This window comes from Pseudomonas sp. PLMAX (assembly GCF_046042685.1).
GTDB classification, from domain to species: Bacteria; Pseudomonadota; Gammaproteobacteria; order Pseudomonadales; family Pseudomonadaceae; genus Aquipseudomonas; species Aquipseudomonas putida_AE.
On record NZ_CP064949.1, the window covers coordinates 5,303,202 to 5,326,220 of the forward strand.

General features: G+C 64.8%; 2 protein-coding genes. Both read right to left on the reverse strand.

Annotated features, from left to right (window positions below; translation table 11 throughout):
- Nucleotides 1-235: 235 nt before the first annotated feature.
- Nucleotides 236-11,992, reverse strand: coding sequence for a non-ribosomal peptide synthase/polyketide synthase (locus DKB71_RS24130; protein WP_408597880.1), 11,757 nt, complete (start codon nucleotides 11,990-11,992; stop codon nucleotides 236-238).
- Nucleotides 11,992-22,974 (reverse strand): amino acid adenylation domain-containing protein, encoded by a 10,983-nt coding sequence (locus DKB71_RS24135; RefSeq protein ID WP_408597882.1) that lies wholly within the window; start codon nucleotides 22,972-22,974, stop codon nucleotides 11,992-11,994. The genes DKB71_RS24130 and DKB71_RS24135 overlap by 1 nt, the downstream gene beginning before the upstream one ends.
- Nucleotides 22,975-23,019: the final 45 nt, after the last annotated feature.

Genomic DNA, 23,019 nt, shown 5'->3' on the forward strand with positions numbered 1-23,019 from the left:
GGGAGGGATCCTTTACGCAAGAAAGTAGAAAATCTTGTAGTCAACGCGGTCCCCTGTAGGAGCTGGCTTGCCAGCGATGGATTCGAATACGCCGCGTGTATCCAGAAAGCACGCGTTATCGTTGGCGACCATCGCTGGCAAGCCAGCTCCTACAGGGGGTGTGTTTATCCAACAAGCACGCGTTATCGTTGGCGACCATCGCTGGCAAGCCAGCTCCTACAGGGGGGCGGTGTTGTCAGGCGGTGGTTGGGGTGCGCTCCAGTAGGTGTTCGAGGTCGTCGAGCAATTCGTCGCTGCGTAGCAGCTCGTAGTGGTCGCCGGCCAACAAGCGATCAATGCCGTGATTGCCGACCTGGGCTTCGAACACCTGGCGTTCGTCCTCGCGTCCGGCTACCCACCAGCGATGGGCCGAGACCTGAATTTTCGGTAGTTGTCGCTGCGACAGCGCAAGCTGTTTGAGCGACGAACCGGTAGCGAAGATCTGCGTCAGTTCACTGGCACCCAACGCCGCGTGGCCATTGGCGCCGTGCATGGCTGCTTCGATCACTGCGGTGGCGCCTTCGCGTTCGTTCAGGCCTGTGGTTTTCGAGGCAATCAAGGCCTGTGCTTCTACAGACGGTTGACCGAGGACAAACTTAAGGAAGTCCGCCAGGTCTTCGCGCCAGTCCCCCGCTTCCGCCGTACCCGCTACATAACTGTCGACCAGCCCGGCGAAGGCCACCGTCTGCCCCTGGCGTTCCAGTTCATGGGCGACCAGTTGCGTCAATGCGCCACCCAGAGACCAGCCGAGCAAGTAGTACGGCCCTTGCGGCTGTTGTGTGCGGATTCGCTGGGCATAGGCCTGGGCCATGGCCAGCAGCGACTCGTCCTGCCACTGCGGGTCGAGCAGCATGCGGCATTGCAGGCCGTACACCGTGCGCCGGCCTTCGAGTCGACGGGCCAGCGGCTCGTAGTCGAATACCGTGCCGAAACCGGCGTGCAGGCAGAACAGCGCCGGCAAGTTAGTGACCCGGCCATTCAGCGCCAACAGTGGGTCCGGCGCTTGTGCTGGTTCCGCCACCTGATAGCCGCTGAGTTCGGCGATGCAGGGTTTCTGCATCAGGTCGCGCAGTTTCAATTCGAAGCCCAGTTGCGGCTGGCTGCGCACCCGCGAGATGACCTTGAGCACCTGCAATGAGTCGCCGCCGAGTTCAAAGAAGTTGTCATCGATGCCCACTTGCGGCACCCCCAGCACCTCTTGCCAGATCGTCGCCAGTGCGCTTTCCAGCGCGTTGCGCGGCGCGCGGTAGCCGCCCAGCGCCCACTCCGGCACAGGCAGTGCGCGACGGTCGAGCTTGCCGTTGGCCGACAGCGGGAAGCGCTCCAGCACCAGGATCCGTGCCGGCACCATGTAGTCAGGCATCTGCGCTTGCAGATCGGCCTTCAAGCGTCGATCCAGTCCGGTGGCAGCAGCGGCCACCACGTAACCGACCAACTGTTTGCCGGTCGGCGTGTCGTGCACCACCACGGCGGCATCCTGCACAGCGGCGCAGTCACGCAGGCGGGCTTCGATCTCGCCCAGCTCGATACGGAAACCACGGATCTTCACTTGCTGGTCGAGCCGGCCGAGGTAGTCGATCAAGCCGCATTCGCGCTGGCGCACCAGGTCGCCGGTGCGGTACATGCGGCCACCGGCCTCGAACGGATCGGGAATGAAACGCTCGGCGCTCATGCCCGGCCGCTGGTGATAACCCCGCGCCAGGCATTCGCCGCCCAGGTACAACTCACCGCTGACACCCACCGGCAACGGATTGAGGTCGGCGTCGAGGATGTACAGGCCACGGCCCGCCACGCCACGGCCAATCGGCGCATAGGCCGCCTCGCAGGTTTCGCTGGCTTCGGCACGCCACAGCAGTGGTGTAACCACGGTTTCGGTCGGGCCGTAGCCGTTGACCAGGCGCTGCGGGCGCAAGGTGCGCTTGACCTGTTCGAAGCTGGCATCCGGCACCGCATCACCGCCAAAGCAGTACACCTCGACCGCCGGCGGATTGCCCAGGCGCTCGGCTACTTCGGCCATCTGTTGCAGGTACGCCGGCGGGAAGCAGGCGACGCTGACGCTGTGGCGATGCAGCACCTCCAGGGTGTATTCCGGGGTCCACAGGTTGTCTTCGCGAATCACCAGGCTGCCGCCGGCCAACAGCACACTCAGCCAGCGTTCCTGGGCACCGTCGAAGGCGAACGACATGAAGTGCAGTTCACGGCTGCGCGGCGCCAGTTCGTAGAGGTCGATGATGCCGCGGCAATGTCGGGCAATCGGTCCACGTTCCACCGCGACGCCCTTGGGCTGGCCGGTGGAGCCGGAGGTGTAGATCAGGTACGCCAGGTGTCCCGGCAGTGGTTCGACAACCGGGCACTGGGGGCTGCCCGCAACGCTCAGTTGATCGAGCAACAGGCGTGGCGGGCTGTCAGCCAGGGCCAGGCGATCACCCAGGTCGCTGTCGCACAGCAACAGGCTGGCGGCCGAATCGCTGAGCATGTAGGCCAGGCGCTCAACCGGGTAAGACAGGTCCAGTGGCAGATACGCCGCACCGGCCTTGAGCACGGCCAGGAACGCGACGATCGTGCGTTCCGAGCGGGGCAAGGCCACCGCGACCATGCTTTCCGGGCCAACGCCACGACCGATCAATTGCTGCGCCAGCGCATTGGCTTGGGTTTCAAGATTGGCGTAGCTGACATTGCGATCCTCACAGAATAAGGCGATTTTCTGCGGTTGAGTAAGCACATGCTGATTAAAACTGTGCAGCAGATCGGCGTTATCGCTGGAGGTTTGCGGCAAACTCAGGCGCGCTTGCGGCAGGCCGATGTTGCCCAGCAGGCAGTCCGCATCCTCTGGCAGAGCGCGCAGCAAACCTTCCATCTGCGCACGAATCCGCTCCACCTCCTGTTCACTGAAGCGATCGCGCAGGTACAGGTATTCGACTTCCAGACCTTCATCGTTGGCACTGACCATCAGGTCCATCGGGAAGTTAGTGACGCCGCCGCTGCCGACTTCGGCAAAGCGCAGCTCGCCTTCCTCGCCACCACGCAAGGCACGGTCCACCGGATGGTTTTCGAACACGATGATGCTGTCGAACAGACCCTGGCCACCCTGCCCGGCCCAGCGCTGGACGTCGGACAAGGGCGTGTGTTCGTAGTCGCGCACGGCCAGGTTGTAATCCTGCAGGTCACGCAGCCACTCGCCCAGCGGCTGTTGCGGGTCGAGGGTCTGGATCACCGGCAAGGTATTGATGAACAGGCCGAGCATGTCCTGGGCACCGGCCAGCCCCGTCGGCCGCCCCGCCACCGTGGCGCCGAACGCCACGCTGCGTTGGCCGCTGTGGCGTTGCAGCAACAACAGCCACGCGCCTTGCACCAAAGTGTTGAGGGTGACGCGCTGACGCTTGGCGAAGCTGTGCAGCTTGCGTGTCGCCTGGGCATCGAGGTCGCTGTACATCACGCCGTGGCCGGAGCCTGTGGCACCCGATGCCGTGGCCAGGATGGTCGGCGCCTCGAGCGACGCCAGGCGTTCACGCCAGAAGCCTTCGGCCTGTGCCTCGTCCTGGCGTTGCAGCCAGGCGATGTAGTCGGCGTAACGTCCGGTCAGCGCCGGCAGGCTGGTGTGGTGGTACAGGCGCAGCATTTCGCCCAGCAGGCGCGAAGCGCTCCAGCCGTCCAGCAGCAGGTGATGGTAGATCCAGATCATTTGGTAGCGATCTTCACCCAGGCGCACCAGCACAAAGCGCATCAGCGGCGGGCAACTCAAATCGAAACCCTTGGCCTGCTCGGCGGCCGCCAGTTCACTCAGCGCCTGCTCGGTGCCGCTACGTTCGCGCCAGTCGAGTTCTTCGATGGGCAACTCGACGCTGGCAAACACCGCCTGCAGCGGATCGGCCAAGCCATCGCGCCAGCGGAAAGCGGCGCGCAATACTTCATGGCGCTCGATCAAGGCTTGCCAGGCTGCGCGGAATCGCGGCACCTGCAAGCCGTCAACCGCCACGCTCAACTGGTTGACGTAGGGGTTGAGCTGCGGCGATTCGAGGCAATGGAACAGCATGCCCTGTTGCATCGGCGACAGCGGATACAGGTCTTGCAAGCCTTCACGGGCGGCGAGATCGATGTGCGGCACCAAGGCAAACGCCTCGACTGCCGGCGCTTCGACCAACGCCGCTTCATCACGGCTCGCCACTGCGGCCAGTGCACGAATGGTCTGCTGCTCGAACAACTGCTTGGGACTGAACACCAGTCCACGCTGCCCGGCACGGCTCACCGCCTGCAGCGAGATGATCGAGTCACCGCCCAGTTCAAAGAAGTTTTCGGTGACGCCCACCGAGTCCAGGCCCAGCAGTTCCTGCCAGATCTCCACCAGCAGTGCTTCCGCCGGCGACGCGGCGGCCACCTGGTCGAGGCTCTGACGTGATGCCTCCGGTGCCGGCAGGCCCTGACGATCGAGCTTGCCGTTCGGCGTCAGCGGCAATGCCGCCAGGCACATCAAGTGCGCCGGCAACATGTGCGCCGGCAGACGGCTGCGCAGGTGTGCGGTCAGTGCTTCATGCAGGTCCTGCTCGTTGGCCAGCGGATCGCGCGGCACCACGTAGCCGACCAGTTGACGGCTCACCGGACCTTCGCGGTCGATGACGAAGGCTTCACGCACGCCTTCGTGCTCCATCAGGCAGGCTTCGATTTCGCCCAGCTCGATACGGAAGCCGCGAATCTTCACTTGCTGGTCGATACGGCCGAGGTATTCGACCACGCCATCGGCACGGAACCGCGCCAGGTCGCCACTGCGGTACAGGCGCGCCCCTGGCACGAACGGGTCCGGTACGAAACGCTCGGCGGTGAGGTCAGGACGTTGGTGATAACCCCGGGCAACGCCCTCGCCGCCCAGGTACAACTCGCCCGCCACGCCGACCGGTAACGGCTGCAAGCCGCCGTCGAGAATGTAGGCGCTGCGGTTGCCCACCGGCCGGCCGATCGGCATGAACGCCGAGTCGAACTCGGTATCCGGATAGGCCAGCCAGATCAGCGGCGTGATCACCGTTTCGGTCGGGCCATAGCCATTGATCAGACGCTTGGGTTGCAGGACTTGCTGCACCTCGTCGAACGCATGCTTGGCCATCCCCTCACCGCACGGGGTGTAGGAACGGATCGGCAGATCGCGCCCGGCTTCGCCCATGTAATCGGCGATCTGCGCCAGGTAACTCGGGGTGAAGCAGGCGATGGTGATGCCGTGTTTTTCGATCTCGGCGCAGGTGCGCTCCACGCTCCACAACTCGTCGTCGCGGGGCATCACCGCCGAACCGAACACCAGTGGCGTCAGCCAGCGCTCGTGAGCGCCGTCGAAACTGATCGAAGCGAATTGCAGTTCGCGGTCGTCCGGGGTCATGCCATACAACTCGCCGATCGACAGGCAATGCATGGCCAAAGGACCGTGGGCCACGCTGACGCCTTTCGGCCGGCCGGTGGAGCCCGAGGTGTAGATCAGGTAGGCGAGGTTTTCGCCGCAGGTCAGGTTGACCGGGTTGCTGTCCGCCATGAATTCCAGCGGCTCGCGGTCGATTTCCAGCACCGCCAGGCCTTCGGGCAATGGCAGTTTTTCCCGCAGCCAGGATTGGCTGATCAGCAGGGAAATGCCGCTGTCGTCCATCAGGTAGCGCAGGCGCTCCGCCGGGTAGGCCGGGTCCAGCGGCACGTAGGCGCCGCCGGCCTTGAGGATCGCCAGCAGGCCGATGATCATCTCTGGCGAACGTTGCATGGCCAGGCCGACCCGCACTTCCGGGCCGATGCCGCGCCCGCGCAGATGGTGGGCCAGGCGGTTGGCGCGGCGATTGAGCTGGTCGAAGCTCAGCTCCAGTTCGTTGAAGATCAACGCCGTGGCGTCAGGCCGGATAACGGCCTGGGCCTCGATCAGTTGATGCACGCACAGTGGGTTTTCCTGCATGGTGAACGGTGGGTTCCATTCCAGCAATTGCTGGGTGCGCTCCGGCAAAGTCAGCAGGTCCAGCTCGCTCAAGGCGGCCTGAGGCGCAGCGACCATCGCTTCCAACAGCGCGGCCAGATGTTCGCTCATGCGCGCAATGGCAGTGCTGCTGAAATGACTGCACTGGTAGCTCCAATTCAGGCTGAGCTGGCTCTCAGCGGTGGCCGCCAGGGTCAGCGGGAAGTTGGTGCGCTCATGGTTCTGCGGAATCGAGAAGCTCAACCCGGCCGGTGCGCCTTGTTGCAAGGCTTCGGCCACCGGGAAGTTTTCGAACACCAGCAGGCTGTCGAACAGCGGCTCGCCGGCACGCCCGGCCCAACGCTGAATGTCGCCCAGCGCTGTGAATTCATGCTCGCGCAGTTCCAGGTTTTGCGCCTGCAAGCGCGTCAGCCATTGCCCGACGCTTTCGAGGGCATCCGGGCTGCTGATCACCGGCAAAGTGTTGATGAACAGGCCGAGCTGGCTTTCGGCCCCAGGCAAATCCACCGGGCGACCGGCCACGGTGGCGCCGAACGCCACGCTGCGTTGGCCGCTGTAGCGTTGCAACAGCAGTGCCCAGGCGCCTTGCACCAGGGTGTTGAGGGTCACTTTTTGCTGGCGGGCGAAGTCGCTGAAGCGCTTGCTGGTGGCGACGTCGAAGGTCTGGCGGTGGTCGGCAAAGCCTGCGTCCGCCTTGCTGGCGACATTGGCCAGGCTCTGGGCCAACAACGTCGGGTTGTCGAGGGATGCCAGTTGCTCGCGCCAGAACAGTTCGTCAGCTTGCGCATCCTGACGTTGCAGCCAACCGATGTAGTCGGCGAAACGCCCGGTCGGCGCCTGAACCTCCTGCCCCGCATAACGCTGCAGGACTTCGCTCAGCAGCAGCGAGTTACTCCAGCCGTCGAGCAACAGGTGATGGTGGGTGTAGATCAGTTGCTGACGCTCGTCGTCCAGGCGCACCAGGGTCAGGCGCATCAGTGGCGCCCGGGTCGAATCCAGTTGCAGGCGTTCGCTGGCGATCAGTTGCGCCAGCGCCTCGGCCTGATCATCGCGGCCGCGCCAGTCGAGGCAGGTCAGCGGCAAATGCAGATGACGATGCACCAGTTGCACCGGCGCCTCGAAACCTTCGGGGAAGTGGAAGCTGCTGCGCAGGATCGCGTGGCTGTCGAGCACCGCTTGCCAGGCGCGGCCCAGGCGTTCGGCATCGAGACCGCGAGCCTCGACGCTGAGCGGGTTCACGTAGGCGCCGGAATCCGACTCGTACAGGCTGTGGAACAACAAACCGGCCTGCATCGGCGACAGCGGATACATATCTTCGATCTGCGCCGGTGGCACTGGCAGGCCATCGAGTTGCGCCTGGGTCAGGCGGGCCAGCGGGAAGTCCGCCGGGGTCACGCCGCCCGCGCCCTCGCTCAGGCAATGCTCGATCAGCGCCAGCAGTTCAGCGCGGAAATCGTTCGCCAGGGCCTCGATTTCGCGCCGGTCGAAGCATTCGCGGCTGAAGGTCCAGTCGAGTTTCAGTTCACCGCCGTACACCTGACCGTCCACCGACAGCCAGTTCGGCAAGGGTGCGTCCGCCGATTGCGCAGCTCCGCTGGACTCACTTGAAGGCGTGAACAGCGCGTCCTCGGCAAAGCTCTGGTCGAACTGGCCGAGGTAGTTGAAGGTCACCCGTGCTTGCGGCAATGCGGCCAAGGTCGCTTGCGCCGAAGCATCGCCCATGTAGCGCAGCAAGCCATAGCCCAGGCCTTTGCCGGGGATGTCCCGCAGTTGCTGCTTGATCGCCTTGATCGAGCCGCCGAGGTCGGCCGTCGGCGTCAGGCGCACCGGGAACAGGCTGGAGAACCAGCCGACGGTGCGGGTCAGGTCGATGTCGTCGAACAGCTCTTCGCGGCCATGGCCTTCGAGCTGGATCAACGCTGATTCGTGACCGGTCCAGCGGCTGAGGGTGCGAGTCAGCGCGGTGAGCAGCAGGTCGTTGACCTGGGTGCGGTAGATCGCCGGAGCCTGTTGCAACAGCTGACGGGTTTGTTCGCGGTCCAGACCGATGCTCACGCCCTGGCGCAGATGCCCGGCCTGGCTTGCTTGCGCGTTGGCCGCTGGCAGCGAATCGCTGGCGCCAGTCAGTTGAGCCTGCCACCAGTTCAGTTCGTCGGTGGCGGTTTCGCAGCGTGCGTAGGTACCGAGTTTTTCTGCCCAAGCCTGGAAGGCGCTGGTCTTCGGCGGCAGTTCCTCACCTTGATACGCGGCCTGCAAATCTTCCAGCAACACCCGCCACGAAACACCGTCCACCGCCAAGTGGTGGATGACCAACAACAAGCGTTGCGAGCCGTCAGCCTGGGCGATCAGCGCCACGCGCAGCAGCGGCCCGTCTTGCAGGCTGAGGCTGCGCTGGGCTTCGTCGCACACCGATTCGAGCGACGCATCGCTGGCGACGCGGGCGGTCCAGAGCATGTCGATGACATCGGCACTGTCGGCACCGACATAGCGCGCCGACCATTGGCCGTCGACCAAGCTGAAACGCAAACGCAGGGCATCGTGCTGCTTGAGCAGCCGTTGCAGGGCAGCTTGCAGACGCGGCAGTTCGAGGGTTTCGCGCGGCGTCAGCAACACCGCCTGGTTCCAGTGGGCACGTTGCGGGATCGGTTCTTCGAAGAACCAGCGCTGGATCGGCGTGAGGGTTTGCACGCCGTCTACCGGACCTTGTTGCGCCACCGGGGCGGCCTGCTCTTTCACCACTGCGGCCAGGGCTTGCAGGGTCTGCTGCTGGAACAGGTCGCGCGGTTGCAGGCTCAGGCCGGCACGTCGGGCGCGGCTGACCACCTGGATCGAAATGATCGAGTCACCGCCCAGTTCGAAGAAATTGTCCTGGCGCCCGACCGGCTCCACACCCAGCACGTCCTGCCAGATCTGCGCCAGCACGCGCTCGTGTTCACTGCGTGGCGCTTCGAATGCACGCTGGCTGACCTGCGCGGTCGGTGCCGGCAGGCGCTTGCGCTCGAGTTTGCCGTTGGGGCTCAGTGGCATCTGTTCGATCAGCACGGTCTGCGCCGGCACCATGTAGTCCGGCAGGCTGCCGAGCAGATGGCTTTTCAGGGTTTCCCGCCAGGAGCCCTGCTGCGCCGCATCGGCGTCTAGCAACGCACGATCCTGCGGCACGATGTAGGCCACCAGTTGCTTGCCGCTCGGGCCGTCCAGGGCCAGCACCACGGCTTCCTGCACGTCGGCGTGTTCTTGCAGGCGCGCTTCGATCTCCCCCAGTTCGATGCGCAGGCCGCGAATCTTCACCTGGTGGTCGATCCGCCCGCAGTAGTCGATGGCGCCATCGGCGCGGTAGCGCGCCAGGTCACCGGTGCGGTACAGGCGCTCGCCGCTGCCGAACGGGTCGACCACGAAACGCTCGGCGGTCAGCGCACCACGGCGGTGATAACCCCGGGCCAGGCCGACGCCACCGAGGTACAACTCACCCACCGCGCCCAGCGGCAAGGGTTGTAGTTCACTGTCGAGGATAAAGGTGCGCAGGTTGGCGATCGGTCGGCCGATCGGCACGCTATCGCGGCCCTCTTCCACACAGGTCCAGTGGGTCACGTCGATGGCCGCTTCGGTCGGGCCATACAGGTTGTACAGGTTGGCCTGCGGCAGGCTGCGCAGGGTCTGGCGTTGCAGCTCCATCGGCAGCGCTTCGCCGCTGCAGATGATGCGGGTCAGGGAGGTGCAGGCCAAGGCTTCGTCGGCAGCAATGAACGCCGAGAGCATCGACGGCACGAAGTGCAGCGTGGTGATCGCCTGCTCGACGATCAGCGCGGCGAGGCGTTGCGGATCGCGATGCTCACCCGGGGCGGCGATCACCAGGATGGCGCCTTTCATCAGCGGCCAGAAAAACTCCCACACCGACACGTCGAAACTGAACGGGGTTTTCTGCAGCACGCGGTCCGTGGGCCGCAAGTCATAGGCGGCCTGCATCCACTCGATACGGTTATGCAGCGCCACGTGGCGGTTGCCGGCGCCCTTGGGTTTGCCGGTGGAACCGGAGGTGTAGATCATGTAGGCGAGGTTTTCCGCCACCGCCAGGTTCGGCAGATCGCTGCCTGGCAAGTCGCTCAACCAGTCGGCATCGGCGTGCAGGCACAGGGTGCGCACGGTGTCCGGGGTCGGCAGTTGCGCCAGCAGGGGTTCCTGGGTCAGCAGCAGTGTTATGCCGCTGTCTTCGATCATGTAGCTCAAGCGATCGAGCGGGTATTCCGGATCCAGTGGCACGTAGGCACCGCCGGCCTTGAGGATCGCCAGCAGGCCGACGACCATTTCCAGCGAACGGTCGCAGGCGATGCCGACGATCACTTCCGGGTCGACACCCTGGGCGCGCAAGTGGTGGGCCAGGCGGTTGGCGCGCAGGTTCAACTCGGCATAGCTCAGGGACTGGCCCTGGAACACCAGCGCCGTCGCCTGAGGATTTTCCAGCACCCGTGCTTCGAAATGCCGTTGTACACAGACTTCGCCCGGATAGACCTGAGCGGTGTCGTTGAGGTCGTCGAGCATGCGCAGGCGCTCGTCGGCCTCCAGCAACGGCAATTCAGCCAGCGGCGTTTGCGGGTTGGCCAGCACCCCGGCCAGCAGGTTGCGCCAATGCCGGGCCAGGTGCTCGATGCGCTCGGCATCGAACAGGTCGGTGGCGTAGGTCAGGCTGGCGAACAGTTGGTCGCCCTGTTCCTGGGTGTCCAGTTGCAGATCGAATTGCGTGGTGTGCGCCGTGGCGTTCAACGCCTCCACACGCAGGCCGGCCAGCAAGCCGCTGACGGCGGCGGGCTTGGCCTGCTGGTGGTTGAACATCACCTGGAACAGCGGGCTGTGGCTCAGGCTGCGCTCGCCTTGCAGCGCCTGCACCAGGCGCTCGAACGGCAGGTCCTGGTAATCCTGTGCATCCAGGGCAAAGGCGCGGGTCTGGTCGAGCAACTGGGTGAACGGCAGGCGCCCGTCGAGTTCGGCGCGCATCACCTGGGTGTTGACGAAGAAGCCGATCAGGCCACGGGTCTCGGCGCGATTGCGGTTGCCGATCGGCACGCCGATGCGCAGGTCGGCCTGACCGCTGTAGCGATAGAGCAAGGCCTGGAAACTGGCCAGCAGCAGCATGAAAGGCGTGACGCCGCGCTGTTTGGCCAGGGCCATCAGGCCGGATGAGAGCGTGGCGTCCAGGGCGAAATCCAGACGCGCACCGCGCTGGCTCGGTTGCGCAGGACGCGGGCGATCGGTCGGCAATTCCAGCAGAGGCTGTTCGCTGCCGAGCTTGCCACGCCACCAATCGAGTTGGCGTTCAAGCTCGCCGGCTTCCATCCAGCGTCGCTGCCACGCAGCGTAGTCCGAATACTCGATCGGCAGCGCTTGCAGCTGTGCGCTGCGGCCCTGGCAATGGGCGGCATACAACTGGGAAAACTCTTCCACCAACACGCCCATCGACCAGCCATCGGTGACAATGTGATGCAGGGTCAGCACCAGCACGTGGTCATTAAAATCCAGCTGCAACAGGCTGACGCGCAACAGCGGGCCGTGTTGCAGATCGAACGGTCGGGCGATTTCCTGCTCGACTTTTTGCATCGCCAATTCGAGGCGCTGCGCCTCAGGCCCGCCGCTCAGGTCGTGCTGCTCGATGGGGAGCGTGGTGAACGTGGCCAAGGTCTGCAGCACTTGGCCGTCGTCCTCGACAAATCGGCTGCGCAGGCTCTGATGCCGCTCCAGCAAAACATCGAAACTCTGCTGCAACGCCGCGACATTCAGCGGGCCTTGGAGACGCAGGGCCGCGGGAATGTTGTAGGCACTGCTCTGTGGGTCGAGCTGCCAGAGGAACCACTGGCGCTGCTGCGCATAGGACAGTTCGAAGGTCGCTTGTGGCCCGGCGGCAGGCGGGATCGGCAGTTGGCCGAAGCTCACGCCCTGCTCCTGCATTTTGCTCAGAAACTCGCGGCGCTTGTCGGCAGGCAGGCCAGCGAAGCGGGTGGCGATACGCGAGGCGGTGCTGTGCTCCATCAGTTGATCTCCATCTCGTCCAGCAGCGACTCAAGCGCATCCAGACGGGCATCGTTGTCAGTCGGGGCTTGTTGCCCGGCCATGGCGGCATAAGCCTGAAGGTCGTTGCTTTCGAACAGCGCGCGCAGCGGCAGCTCGATGCCCAGTTCCAGTTCCACACGGGCACTGGCCTGGGCGGCGAGCAGCGAATGCCCGCCCAATTCAAAGAAGTTGTCGCGCCGGCCGATCTGCGCCACGCCCAGCACCTCGGCCCAGATCGCCGCCAGTTGCTGTTCGAGCTCGCCCTCTGGGGCTTCGAACGGTCGTTGCCAGTCCTCGGCATCCGGCAGCGGCAAGGCCTTGCGATCGAGCTTGCCGTTGCTGGTCAGCGGCAAGGCATCGAGCAATAGCCAGTGGCTGGGCACCATGTAGTCCGGCAGGTCGACCTTGAGCGCGGCGCGCAGGTTGTCGCGCCAGCTGATCGGATCGTGCGGGGTTTGCTCGGCGACGACGTAGGCGCACAGCTGTAGCCCGCTGTCGCCGGCATGCACGCTCAGCACCGCCTGGCGCACGCCCGGTTGCGCCAGCAGGGCGGCTTCGATCTCGCCCAGTTCGATGCGGAACCCGCGGATCTTCACCTGTTGGTCGATGCGCCCCAGGTAGTCGATGCTGCCGTCGGCGCGCTGGCGCGCCAGGTCGCCGCTGCGATACAGGCGTTGCGCGGCATCGAACGGGCTGGGCACAAAACGCTCGGCGGTCAGGCCGAAACGCCCGTGGTAACCCCGTGCGAGGCCGGCGCCGGCGATGTACAACTCCCCCGCCACGCCCACCGGCACCGGTTGCAACTGGCTGTCGAGCAGGTACCAGCGCAGGTCGCGGATCGGCAGGCCGATCGGGCTCTGGGCCTTGCCGTCGAGGTCGGCCAGGCGGATCGCGCGGTAGGTCACGTGCACCGTGGTTTCGGTGATGCCGTACATGTTGACCAGGGTCGGTTGCTGGTCGCCAAAGCGTTCGAACCAGGGACGCAGGCTGGCCACTTCCAGGGCTTCGCCACCGAAAATCACCTGGCGCAACGCCAGTTGGCGCGGGCTGGCGCAGGCGATCGGCAGCAACTGGCGGAAGGCCGTCGGGGTCTGGTTCAACACCGTCACCCCTTCATCGCAAAGCAGGCGGTGGAACTCCTGGGGCTCGCGGCTGATGTAATACGGCACGATCACCAGGCGCCCGCCGGTGCACAGCGAGCCAAACAGCTCCCACACCGAGAAATCGAAGGCATAGGAGTGGAACAGGGTCCAGACATCGTCTGCGCCGAAGTTGAACTCGGCCGCGGTGGCCGTGAGCAGGCGCCCGACGTTGCCATGGCTGAGCAAGGCGCCCTTTGGCCGGCCGGTGGAGCCGGAGGTGTAGATCACGTAGGCGAGGTTGTCCGGGGTCGCCAACGGCGCCAGGTTGTCGTCGCTGTAGGCGTCCAGTTGCAACGCCGCCAGGTCCAGGACCTGCACGCCGTCGCGGGCCGGCAAGCCATCGATCAGGTGAGCCTGGGTCAACAGCAACGCGATGCCACTGTCATCGATCATGTAGCTCAGGCGCTCGGCCGGGTATTGCGGATCGAGCGGCACGTAGGCGCCACCGGCCTTGAGAATCGCCAGCAAACCGACCACCAGCGGCACCGCCCGCTCGGTGGCGATACCCACCCGCACTTCGGGGCCGACACCCTGCTCACGCAGTTTGCGCGCCAGGCGGTTGGCCTGGGCATTGAGCGCCGCGTAGCTCAGCTGCTCGCCTTCACAGGACAGTGCGATGGCGTCCGGGCGTTGCGCGGCCTGGGCTTCGAACAGCTGATGCAGAGTTGGCGATGGCGCTTGCGCCTCGAACGCCGGGTTCCAGTGCTGGATCAACGCCTGCTGTTGCGGCGCTTGCAGCAACGGCAGTTCAGCGACGCGCTGCTGCGGATCGGCAACCACCGCGCGCAACAGGTTCAGCCACTGCTCGGCGAAGCGCTGCGTCGAGGCCTCGTCGTACAGGTCGGTGGCGTAGCTGAGGCTGGCGGCCAGCGTGTCGCCCTGCTCCTGGGTATCGAGCACCAGGTCGAACTGCGCGGTGTGTTGCTGCCAGTGCAAACGCTCCACCTGCAGGCCGGCGACCTCGCGCTCGACGCTCGCGCCCATTTGCTGCTGGTGGTTGTAGAGCACCTGGAACAAGGGGCTGTGATTGAGGCTGCGATCCGGTTGCAGGGCATCCACCAGTTGCTCGAACGGCAGGTCCTGATGCGCCTGGGCGTCCAGCGCGACCTGCTTGACCTGTTGCAGCAACGCACTGAACGGTTGCTGTCCATCGATCTCGGCACGCAGCACCTGGGTATTGATGAAGAAGCCGATCAGGCCTTCGGTTTCCAGGCGAGAACGGCCGGCGCTCGGTACGCCGACGCTAATGCCCGACTGCCCGCTCTGGCGGTGCAGCAAGGTCTGGAAACTGGCCAGCAACAGCATGAACAGCGTCACTTGCTGTTGCTGCGCACGCTCGCGTAAACCGGCTAGCAATTCACGATCAACGTTCAGTGTCAGGCTGGCGCCGCGTTCGCTGCGGCGAGCCGGACGGGTCAGTTCACTCGGCAATTCCAGCGGCGCCTGGCTGCCCGCCAGTTGTTCGCGCCACCACGCCAGTTGCCGCGCGCCCTCGCCGGCTTCCAGCCAGTCGCGCTGCCAACGAGCGTAGTCGCTGTAGTTCACCGGCAGGCTCGCGAGGTTGGCTGCACTGCCTTCGACAGCCGCCTGATACAACGCGCTGAACTCATCGACCATGACCTGCATCGACCAGCCATCGGCGGCGATGTGGTGCACGGTGAGCACCAGCACATGCTCCTCGCCGCCGACCTGCAGCAGCAATGCGCGCCACAACGGACCGTTGCGCAGATCGAACGGCCGGGCGATTTCTTCGGCAACGGCGGCGTCGACCGACGACTCATCGAGCTGCCGTTCGCTGAAGTGCAACGCCAGTTCCGTGTGCAGCAATGGACGCGCCTGCTGACCGTCCTGTTCGAAGGTGGTGCGCAAGGTCTGGTGCCGGGCCTGCAATTGCAGGAAGGCTTCGCGCAGGGCCTGGCGATTCAGTGGTCCCTTGAGGCGCAGCGCGGCGGGAATGTTGTAGGCGCTGCTCTGTGGGTCCAGTTGCCAGAGAATCCACTGGCGCTGTTGGGCGTAGGACAGAATCGGCGCCTGATCATCGGCTGCACGTTGCAAGGTCGGCTGAGCGCTGGTTTCGGCAAGCATTGCACGCTCGGCAAATTCCGCCAGATTCGTGGCGGAGAACAGGCTGCTCACCGACAGTTCAATGCTAAGTTGCTGACGTACCCGCGAGATCACTTGCAGCACAAGCAACGAATGGCCGCCCAACTCGAAGAAGTTGTCGTCGCGACCTATCTGTTCGACCTGCAACACGTCCTGCCAGACCTGCGCCAGTTGCGTTTCCAGGCCTTCGGCCGGGGCAATGAAGGCACGTTGTGCAGCGCCAGCTTCAGCACGCGGCAAGGCCTTGCGGTCGAGTTTGCCGTTGTTGTTGAGCGGCAATTTCGCCAGCAGGATCAGATGGCTGGGCACCATGTACTCCGGCAGCGACTGGCGCATGACGGACCTGAGCCCTTCCAGATAGTCGGCCTCGGAAACCACCGCGCCGCTGGCAACGATGTACGCCACCAGTTGCGTGCCATCCTGGGCGATGACCGCCGCTTCGCGTACCTCGTCCCGGGCTTGCAGACAGGCTTCGATCTCACCCATCTCGATGCGGAAACCGCGAATTTTCACCTGATGGTCGATACGCCCGACGTATTCCAGATCACCGCTGGCGTTGTAGCGCGCCAGGTCGCCGCTTCGGTACAGGCGCGCGCCCGGCTCGCGGGCGAAGGGGTCCGGGAGGAAACGTTCGGCAGTCAGCGCCGGACGGTCGAAATAACTTTGCGCCAGGCAGGCCGGCGCGCCGATGCACAACTCGCCGACACCGTCGGCGGGCAGCAACTGGCCGGCTGCATCCAGCACATAGAGCGCACGACCGGCGATGGCACGACCGATCGGGATGCCGAACGCATCGCTGGCATCCTCCAGGCGGCACTCATGCACGCTGGACACCACCGTCGCTTCGGTCGGCCCGTAGGTGTTGAGCAGGCGCACGTGACCCAGACCAGCCTGATGCCACAGGCGCAGTCCTTCTACCGACATGGCCTCGCCGCCGACGTGCACCTGACGCAGAGCGCCAAAGTTACGCACCGCACCGCTGGCACATTCACCGGCCAGCAGGAACCAGTAGGCGGCGGGCAAGTCGGCCACGGTCACACCTTGCTCGACGATCTGTGCAGCCAGTCGACCGGCGTCCCACAGGTCATCGCCACGCATGATCAGTGCCGCGCCGACGCACAGGGTCGGGAAGCATTGCTCGACGAAGCCGTCGAAGCTGAAGGTGGCGAATTGCAGTACGCGATCTTCTTTCGTCAACCTCGAATAATCGGCGGCGGTTTGGCAGAACTCGCGTAAAGCGTCGTGGGCGATGGCCACGCCTTTGGGTTGGCCGGTGGAGCCGGAGGTGTAGATGATGTAGGCCAGGTCTGCGGCGACGGCGTGGTTCTGCGGATTGCCTTGTGGATAACCGGCGCTGTCGTCGAGGCGCAGGCGTACCCGCCCCGTCGGCAACGGCAGGTCTTCCAGTAAGCCGGACTCGCTCAACAGCACATCGAGGCGGCTGTCGTCGACCATGTAGGCCAGGCGTTCAGCCGGGTATTTCGGGTCCAGTGGCACATAGGCCGCGCCGCTTTTCAGCACCGCCAGCAGGCTGACGATCAACTGCGGGCCGCGACGCAGCGCCAGGCCGACACGCTTGCCGGGGCCGGCTCCGTTTTCGATCAGGCGATGGGCCAGGCGGTTGGCCTGGGCATTGAGTTCGCCGTAGCTCAGGCTCCGGCCGTCGACCTGCAATGCCAGCGCATCCGGAGTCGCGGCGGCTTGAGCGGCGATGCGTTCATGGACCAGAAGCACTGTGGATAACTCAACCGAGGCCGGTTGGCTGATGGCGAGTACCGCGTTCTTGCCTTCGGCATCGAGCAGTTCCAGCGCACCCAGCGCCGCGTCTGGTGAAGCCACCAATTGCGTCAGCAGATGCTGCAAATTGGCCGACAGTTGAGCGACTTGAGCGGCACTGAAGCGCGCAGCGTCGTAGCTGAAATCCAGGCTCAGGGCTTCGCCCAACTCGACGCCAAGCGTCAGTGGATAATGGGTGCGCTCGTGGTTATGCAAATTGCCGAACGACAACCCCGCCGGTGCGCCCTGCTTCAGCGCCTGGGCAACGGGGAAGTTTTCGAACACCAGCAAACTGTCGAACAATGCCGAGCCCTGCTGCCCCGCCCAGCCCTGAATGTCATACAGCGGCACATGCTCGAACTCGCGCATCGCCAGGTTCAGGCCTTGCAACTCGCCGAGCCACTGGCTGACGGTCTGGTCCGGCTTCATCGCGCACACCAGCGGCAGGGTGTTGATGAACAGCCCGAGCTGTTCTTCGATGCCCGGCAGCGGCGCCGAACGGCCGGCCACGGTGGCGCCGAACACCACGCAGTCCTGGCCGGTGTAGCGCTGCAACAACAGACTCCACGCCGCTTGCAGCACGGTGTTGAGGGTGACTTTCTGCTGCCGGGCGAACTCGGCCAGACGCTGGGTCGCGCGTGGGTCGATGGTCACGCGACATTCCTCGCTGCCTGCGCCCCCGACGGGAGGACGCAAGGCTTCGGCCAGCAGCGTTGGCGCTTCAAGCGGTGCCAGTGCGGCTTTCCAGAATTGTTCGCCAGCGACCGTCGATTGCTGCTGCAACCAGCCCAGGTAATCGCGGTACTGCCCAGTCGGTGCCGGCAGCGCATGCCCGGCGGCATAGTGCTGGATGACTTCGGCGAGCAACTGCGCGTTGCTCCAGCCGTCCATCAGGATGTGATGGCTGGTGTAGATCAGGTGCCAGGCGTCAGTGCCGGTACGCACCAGCTTCAAGCGCAACAGCGGTGCCGTGCCCAGCTCGAAACCTTGCGCGCGTTCGGCATCGGCCAGGGCGTCGGTATCGGTCGCTTCCAGCACTTGCAGTGGCAATGCGACCTGACGGGCAATCGCCTGATGCGCTACGTCCAGGCCTTGCCAGTGGAAGCTGCTGCGCAAGATGTCGTGACGCTCGACCGCGGCCTGCCAGGAGCGGGTGAAGCGCTCGCAGTCCAGGCCACCGATGTCCAGGCGCAGCTGACTGATGTAGGCGCCGACTTGCGGCTCGTACAGGGTGTGAAAGAGCATGCCCTGCTGCATTGGCGACAGCGGGTACAGGTCCTCGAGCGCCGCGACGTTGATCGGTAAAACATCGAGCTGCGCCTGATCGACCCGCGCCAACGGGAAGTCTGACGGAGTGGCCTGGGGTGCTGGCAGCGAGCAGCAGTGATCGATCAACGCGTTGAGCTCCAGCGCGTAGTCGTCCGCCAGACCCTGGATGGTCGCGGTGTCGAACATCTCGCGGCTGAAGCCCCAGCTCAGGGACAGCTCGCCACCGTAGACCTGACCTTCGACCACCAGCCAATTGCCCAGGGTTGCCGCCGGGTCCTGGGCCACGCCGTTGCCTTCGGTGGACGGGATGAACAACGCCCCCTCATCGAACTGACGGTCGAACTGTCCCAGGTAGTTGAAGGTGATGCGCGGTTGCGCCAGCGCCGCCAGTTCGGCGCGGACTTCAGGTGTGCCGAGGTAGCGCATCGCGCCGTAGCCCAGGCCTTTGTCCGGGACTTTGCGCAGTTGCTCCTTGATGGATTTGATCGATGCGCCGAGCTCAAGGGCGGGTGTCAGGTTGACCGGGAACAGGCTGGTGAACCAGCCGACGCTGCGGGTCAGGTCGATGTCGTCGAACAGGTCTTCGCGACCATGGCCTTCGAGCTGGATCAGCGTGCTGCCCTGCCCGCTCCAGCGGCAAACGGTGCGGGCCAGGGCGGTCAGCAACAGGTCGTTGACCTGGGTACGGTAGGCCGCCGGGGCCTGTTGCAGTAGCTTGCGGGTTCGCTCGGTGTCGAGCTTGAGTTCGAGTTTGTGTTCGAAACGGTTTTCCAGCGCGCCGTTCGGGCGCTCGCACGGCAGGTCTTTTGGCGCGTGTTGCAGTTGGGCCTGCCAGTGGCCGAGGCCGTGCTCGAAGGCTGATAAATGCGCCTGCAAGCGCGCGACCCAACGCTGATAGGTGCTGGTTTTGGCCGGCGCGCTGCCGCCGTTGTAGAAGTGCTGCAGATCTTCCAGCAGTACGCGCCAGGACACGCCGTCCACCGCCAGGTGGTGGATCACCAGCAGCAAACGTTCAGAGCCGTCGGCCATCGCCACCCACAGTGCGCGCAGCAACGGGCCATTGTGCAAGTCGAGACTGCGCTGGGCTTCGTCGCACAAAGCGTTGAGCTGCTCGACCGATTGCGCCTGACGCTGCCACAGCACCGATTCAGTGGTTGGGGCGGCGTAGGTTTGCTGCCAAGCGTTTTCTGCCTGTGCATAACGCAGGCGCAGGCTGTCGTGTTGGGTCAGCAATTGTTCCAGGGCGCGATCCAGCGCTGCGACGTTCAACGGCTCGCGCGGCACCAGCAACAGCGACTGGTTCCAGTGCTGACGCTCGGGGATGTTTTGTTCGAAGAACCATTGTTGCACTGGCGCCAACGCCACTGCGCCAACCGCAGGGCCTTGGTCGATCTGCGATTGCTCGCCACTGCGTGCCGCCTGGGCGAGGCTACGGATGGTCTGGTGCTGGAACAGGTCCTTGGGGCTGAGCACGATGCCGGCCTGGCGCGCGCGGCTGACCACTTGCATCGAGACGATGGAGTCGCCGCCCAGTTCGAAGAAATTGTCTTCCAGGCCGACGTTGTCGATGGCCAGCACGTCCTGCCAGATTGCGGCGAGGGATTTCTCCAGCTCGCTGCGTGGCGCGACGTGTTCGCGTTGCTGCTGGCTGCCATCCACCGCTGGCAAGGCCTTGCGGTCGAGCTTGCCGTTGGGGGTCAGCGGCAGTTGTCCGAGGAACAACAGGAACGCCGGGACCATGAAGTCCGGCAGGTGCTGGCGCAGCGCTGCTTTCAGGGATTCACGCAGGGTCGCTTGCGCGTCGAGGTCGTCCAGCAACGCCGAATCGTTCGGCACGATGTAGGCCACCAGTTGCTGACCGCTGGCGCCGTCCTGGGCCAGCACCGCCAGTTCGCGCACCGCCTCCTGCTGCAACAGCCGCGCTTCGATTTCCCCCAGCTCGATACGGAAGCCACGGACCTTGACCTGATGATCGATACGGCCGACGTATTGCAGGGTGCCGTCGGCCTGATAGCGGGTCAGGTCGCCGGTGCGATACAGGCGATCGCCAGTGCTGGAAAACGGATTGGGTACATATTTTTCAGCGGTCAGGCCCGGCCGTGCGAGGTAACCACGGGTGATGCCCGCGCCGCTCAGGTACAACTCGGCGCACACGCCTTGGGGCACCGGTTGCAGTTCGGCATCGAGCAGATAGCTGGCGGTGTGCTTGAGCGGGCGGCCGATATTGGCGTGGCCACCGGCTTCGCGGCGGGTCCAGGTGGAATAGGTGGTGTCTTCCGACGGGCCATACAGATCGTAGACATGCTCGACCGTCGGGTGCTGGTACAGAGCCTCCACCAGGCTCTGCTTGAGCGGCTCACCGGCCAGGTTGATGATGCGCACGCTCGACGGGATCTGCCCGTCGCGCTGCAGTGCGTTGATCGCCGATGGTACGGTGTTGATCAGGCGTACCTGATCCCGCGCCGGCAGTTGCGGCAACTCCAGGGCGTTGCGGGCGATGATCAGCGAGCCACCGTTGGCCAGGGTGACGAACAGCTCCCACACCGACAGGTCGAAGCACACCGAAGTCGACGCCAGTACACCCCGGATGTCCTCGCGGCTGTACACCGATCCGGACCAGTCGATCAGCGCCATCACGTTACGATGGGCAATCGCCACGCCCTTGGGCTTGCCGGTGGAGCCGGAGGTGTAGATCACGTAGGCCAGGTTGTCCGGGGTGACGCGGGTGACCGGGGCGCTTTGCGGGTAGGCGGCTAGCGACTGGATCTCGTCCATCAGCAGGACTTGAGTGTCTGCGCTCACACTCAACGATTCGGCGACGGCCTGCTGTGTGATCAGCACGAGCGCGCGACTGTCCTCGAGCATGTAGGCGACGCGCTCGGCCGGGTAATCCGGGTCCAACGGTACGTAGGCGCCGCCAGCCTTGAGGACCGCCAGCAAGGCCACCAACAGTTGCTCGGAACGCTGCATGGCCACACCGACCCGCACTTCCGGGCCGACGCCGAGCTCAATCAGTTTGTGGGCCAGGCGATTGGCTTGCTGGTCGAGTTCGTTGTAGGTCAGTTGCTTGTCCGCGAAGGTCACGGCCAATGCATCAGGGCTTGCAGCCACTTGCTGGCTGATCAGCTGATGAATGCTCAGGTCCTGCGGGGCGCTGTCATCAGCGCGGTTCCAGTCGTGGACGATGCGCTGATACTCGGCCTGCTCCAGCAACGGCAAATCGCTGATGCGCTGCTGCGAATCACTGACCATGCCTTGCAGCAACCGTGTCCAGTGCTGCGCCATGCGCGCGATGGTCGCGGCGTCGAACAGGTCGTTGGCGTAGGTCAGTGCCGCGTGGAGCTTGCCGCCCTTTTCATAGGTGTCCAGCGTGAGGTCGAACTGCGTGGTGCGCCCTTGCCACTCGATCATGCCCAGCGCCAGGCCGGACGCCGTGGTGACCGTGGAGATATCCGCGACCTGCGACTGATGGTTGTACATCACCTGGAACAGCGGGGTGTGGCTGAGGCTGCGTTCCAGTTTCAAGGCTTCGACGAGGCGCTCGAACGGCAGGTCCTGGTGAGCCTGGGCGCCCAGCGCGGTTTCCTTGATGCGCCGCAGCAGTTCGTCGACCCGGGTCTGCCCGTCCAGTTGCGTGCGCAGCACCTGGGTGTTGACGAAGAAGCCGATCAGCCCTTCGATTTCGGCGCGGTTGCGGTTGGCGATCGGCACGCCGACGCGCAAGTCGGTCTGTCCGGTATAGCGATGCAGCAGCACGTTGAAGGCGCCGAGCAGCAGCATGAACAGGGTGATGTTGTGCTTCTGCGCGGTGGCCCGCAGTTGCTCGGCCAGCTGCCCGTCGACGGCGAATTCGTAGCGGGTGCCGCGGTAGCTCGGCATCGCCGGGCGTGGGTGATCGAGGGGCAGTTCCAGCACCGGATGCTCGTCGCCCAGTTGCGCTTGCCAGTAGTCGAGTTGGCGCGCCTGCTCGCCGGCCTCCAGCCAGCGCCGTTGCCACAGGGCGTAGTCGCTGTACTGGATTGGCAAGGGCGCCAGTTGCGGTAACGTGCCGGCATCGAAGGCGTCGTAGCAGCGGACGAACTCGTCGATCAGCACGTTCATCGACCAGCCGTCGGACACGATGTGGTGCAGGGTCAGCAGCAGGACGTGTTCCTGTTCGGCCAGCTTGAGCAAGGTGACGCGCAGCAACGGACCGACGCCCAGATCGAACGGCAGCACCGATTTCAGCTCGGCGGACTCGGCCACGGCCTGCTCACGCTCGCTAGCCGGCAAGGCGCTGAAGTCCACATGATCGATCACCAGCGACGCGGTGGCCGGCACTTGCAGCAGGCTGTCGTCGGGCTGCGGCGCAAACACCGTGCGCAAGGTTTCGTGACGCGCCACCAGGCTGGCGAATGCCTGTTCCAGCGCCGCCAGGTTCAGACGACCAGTCAGGCGCACCGCACCCGGCAAATTGTAGGCGCCGCTTTGCGGATCAAGCCGCCAGAGAAACCACATGCGTCGCTGGGCGTACGACAGCGCCTGGCGATCCTCGGCAAGGGCCCCGGCCGGAATCGGAAACCGGGCGAAATCCACGCCCTCCTTGTGCAAGGCCGCAAGGAACAGCTGGCGCTTTTCCAAGGGCAACCCGATAAACCGGCGAGCAAGTTTCAAGGAGTCTTCAGCATTCATTTCTCAGCATCCGGATCAGTAGGCAGGAAGCACAAAGGCGCGTCG

Coding starts and splice junctions, on each gene's coding strand:
- DKB71_RS24130 (WP_408597880.1), bottom strand. CDS start 11,992: ATGGAGCACAGCACCGCCTCGCGTATCGCCACCCGCTTCGCTGGCCTG.
- DKB71_RS24135 (WP_408597882.1), bottom strand. CDS start 22,974: ATGAATGCTGAAGACTCCTTGAAACTTGCTCGCCGGTTTATCGGGTTG.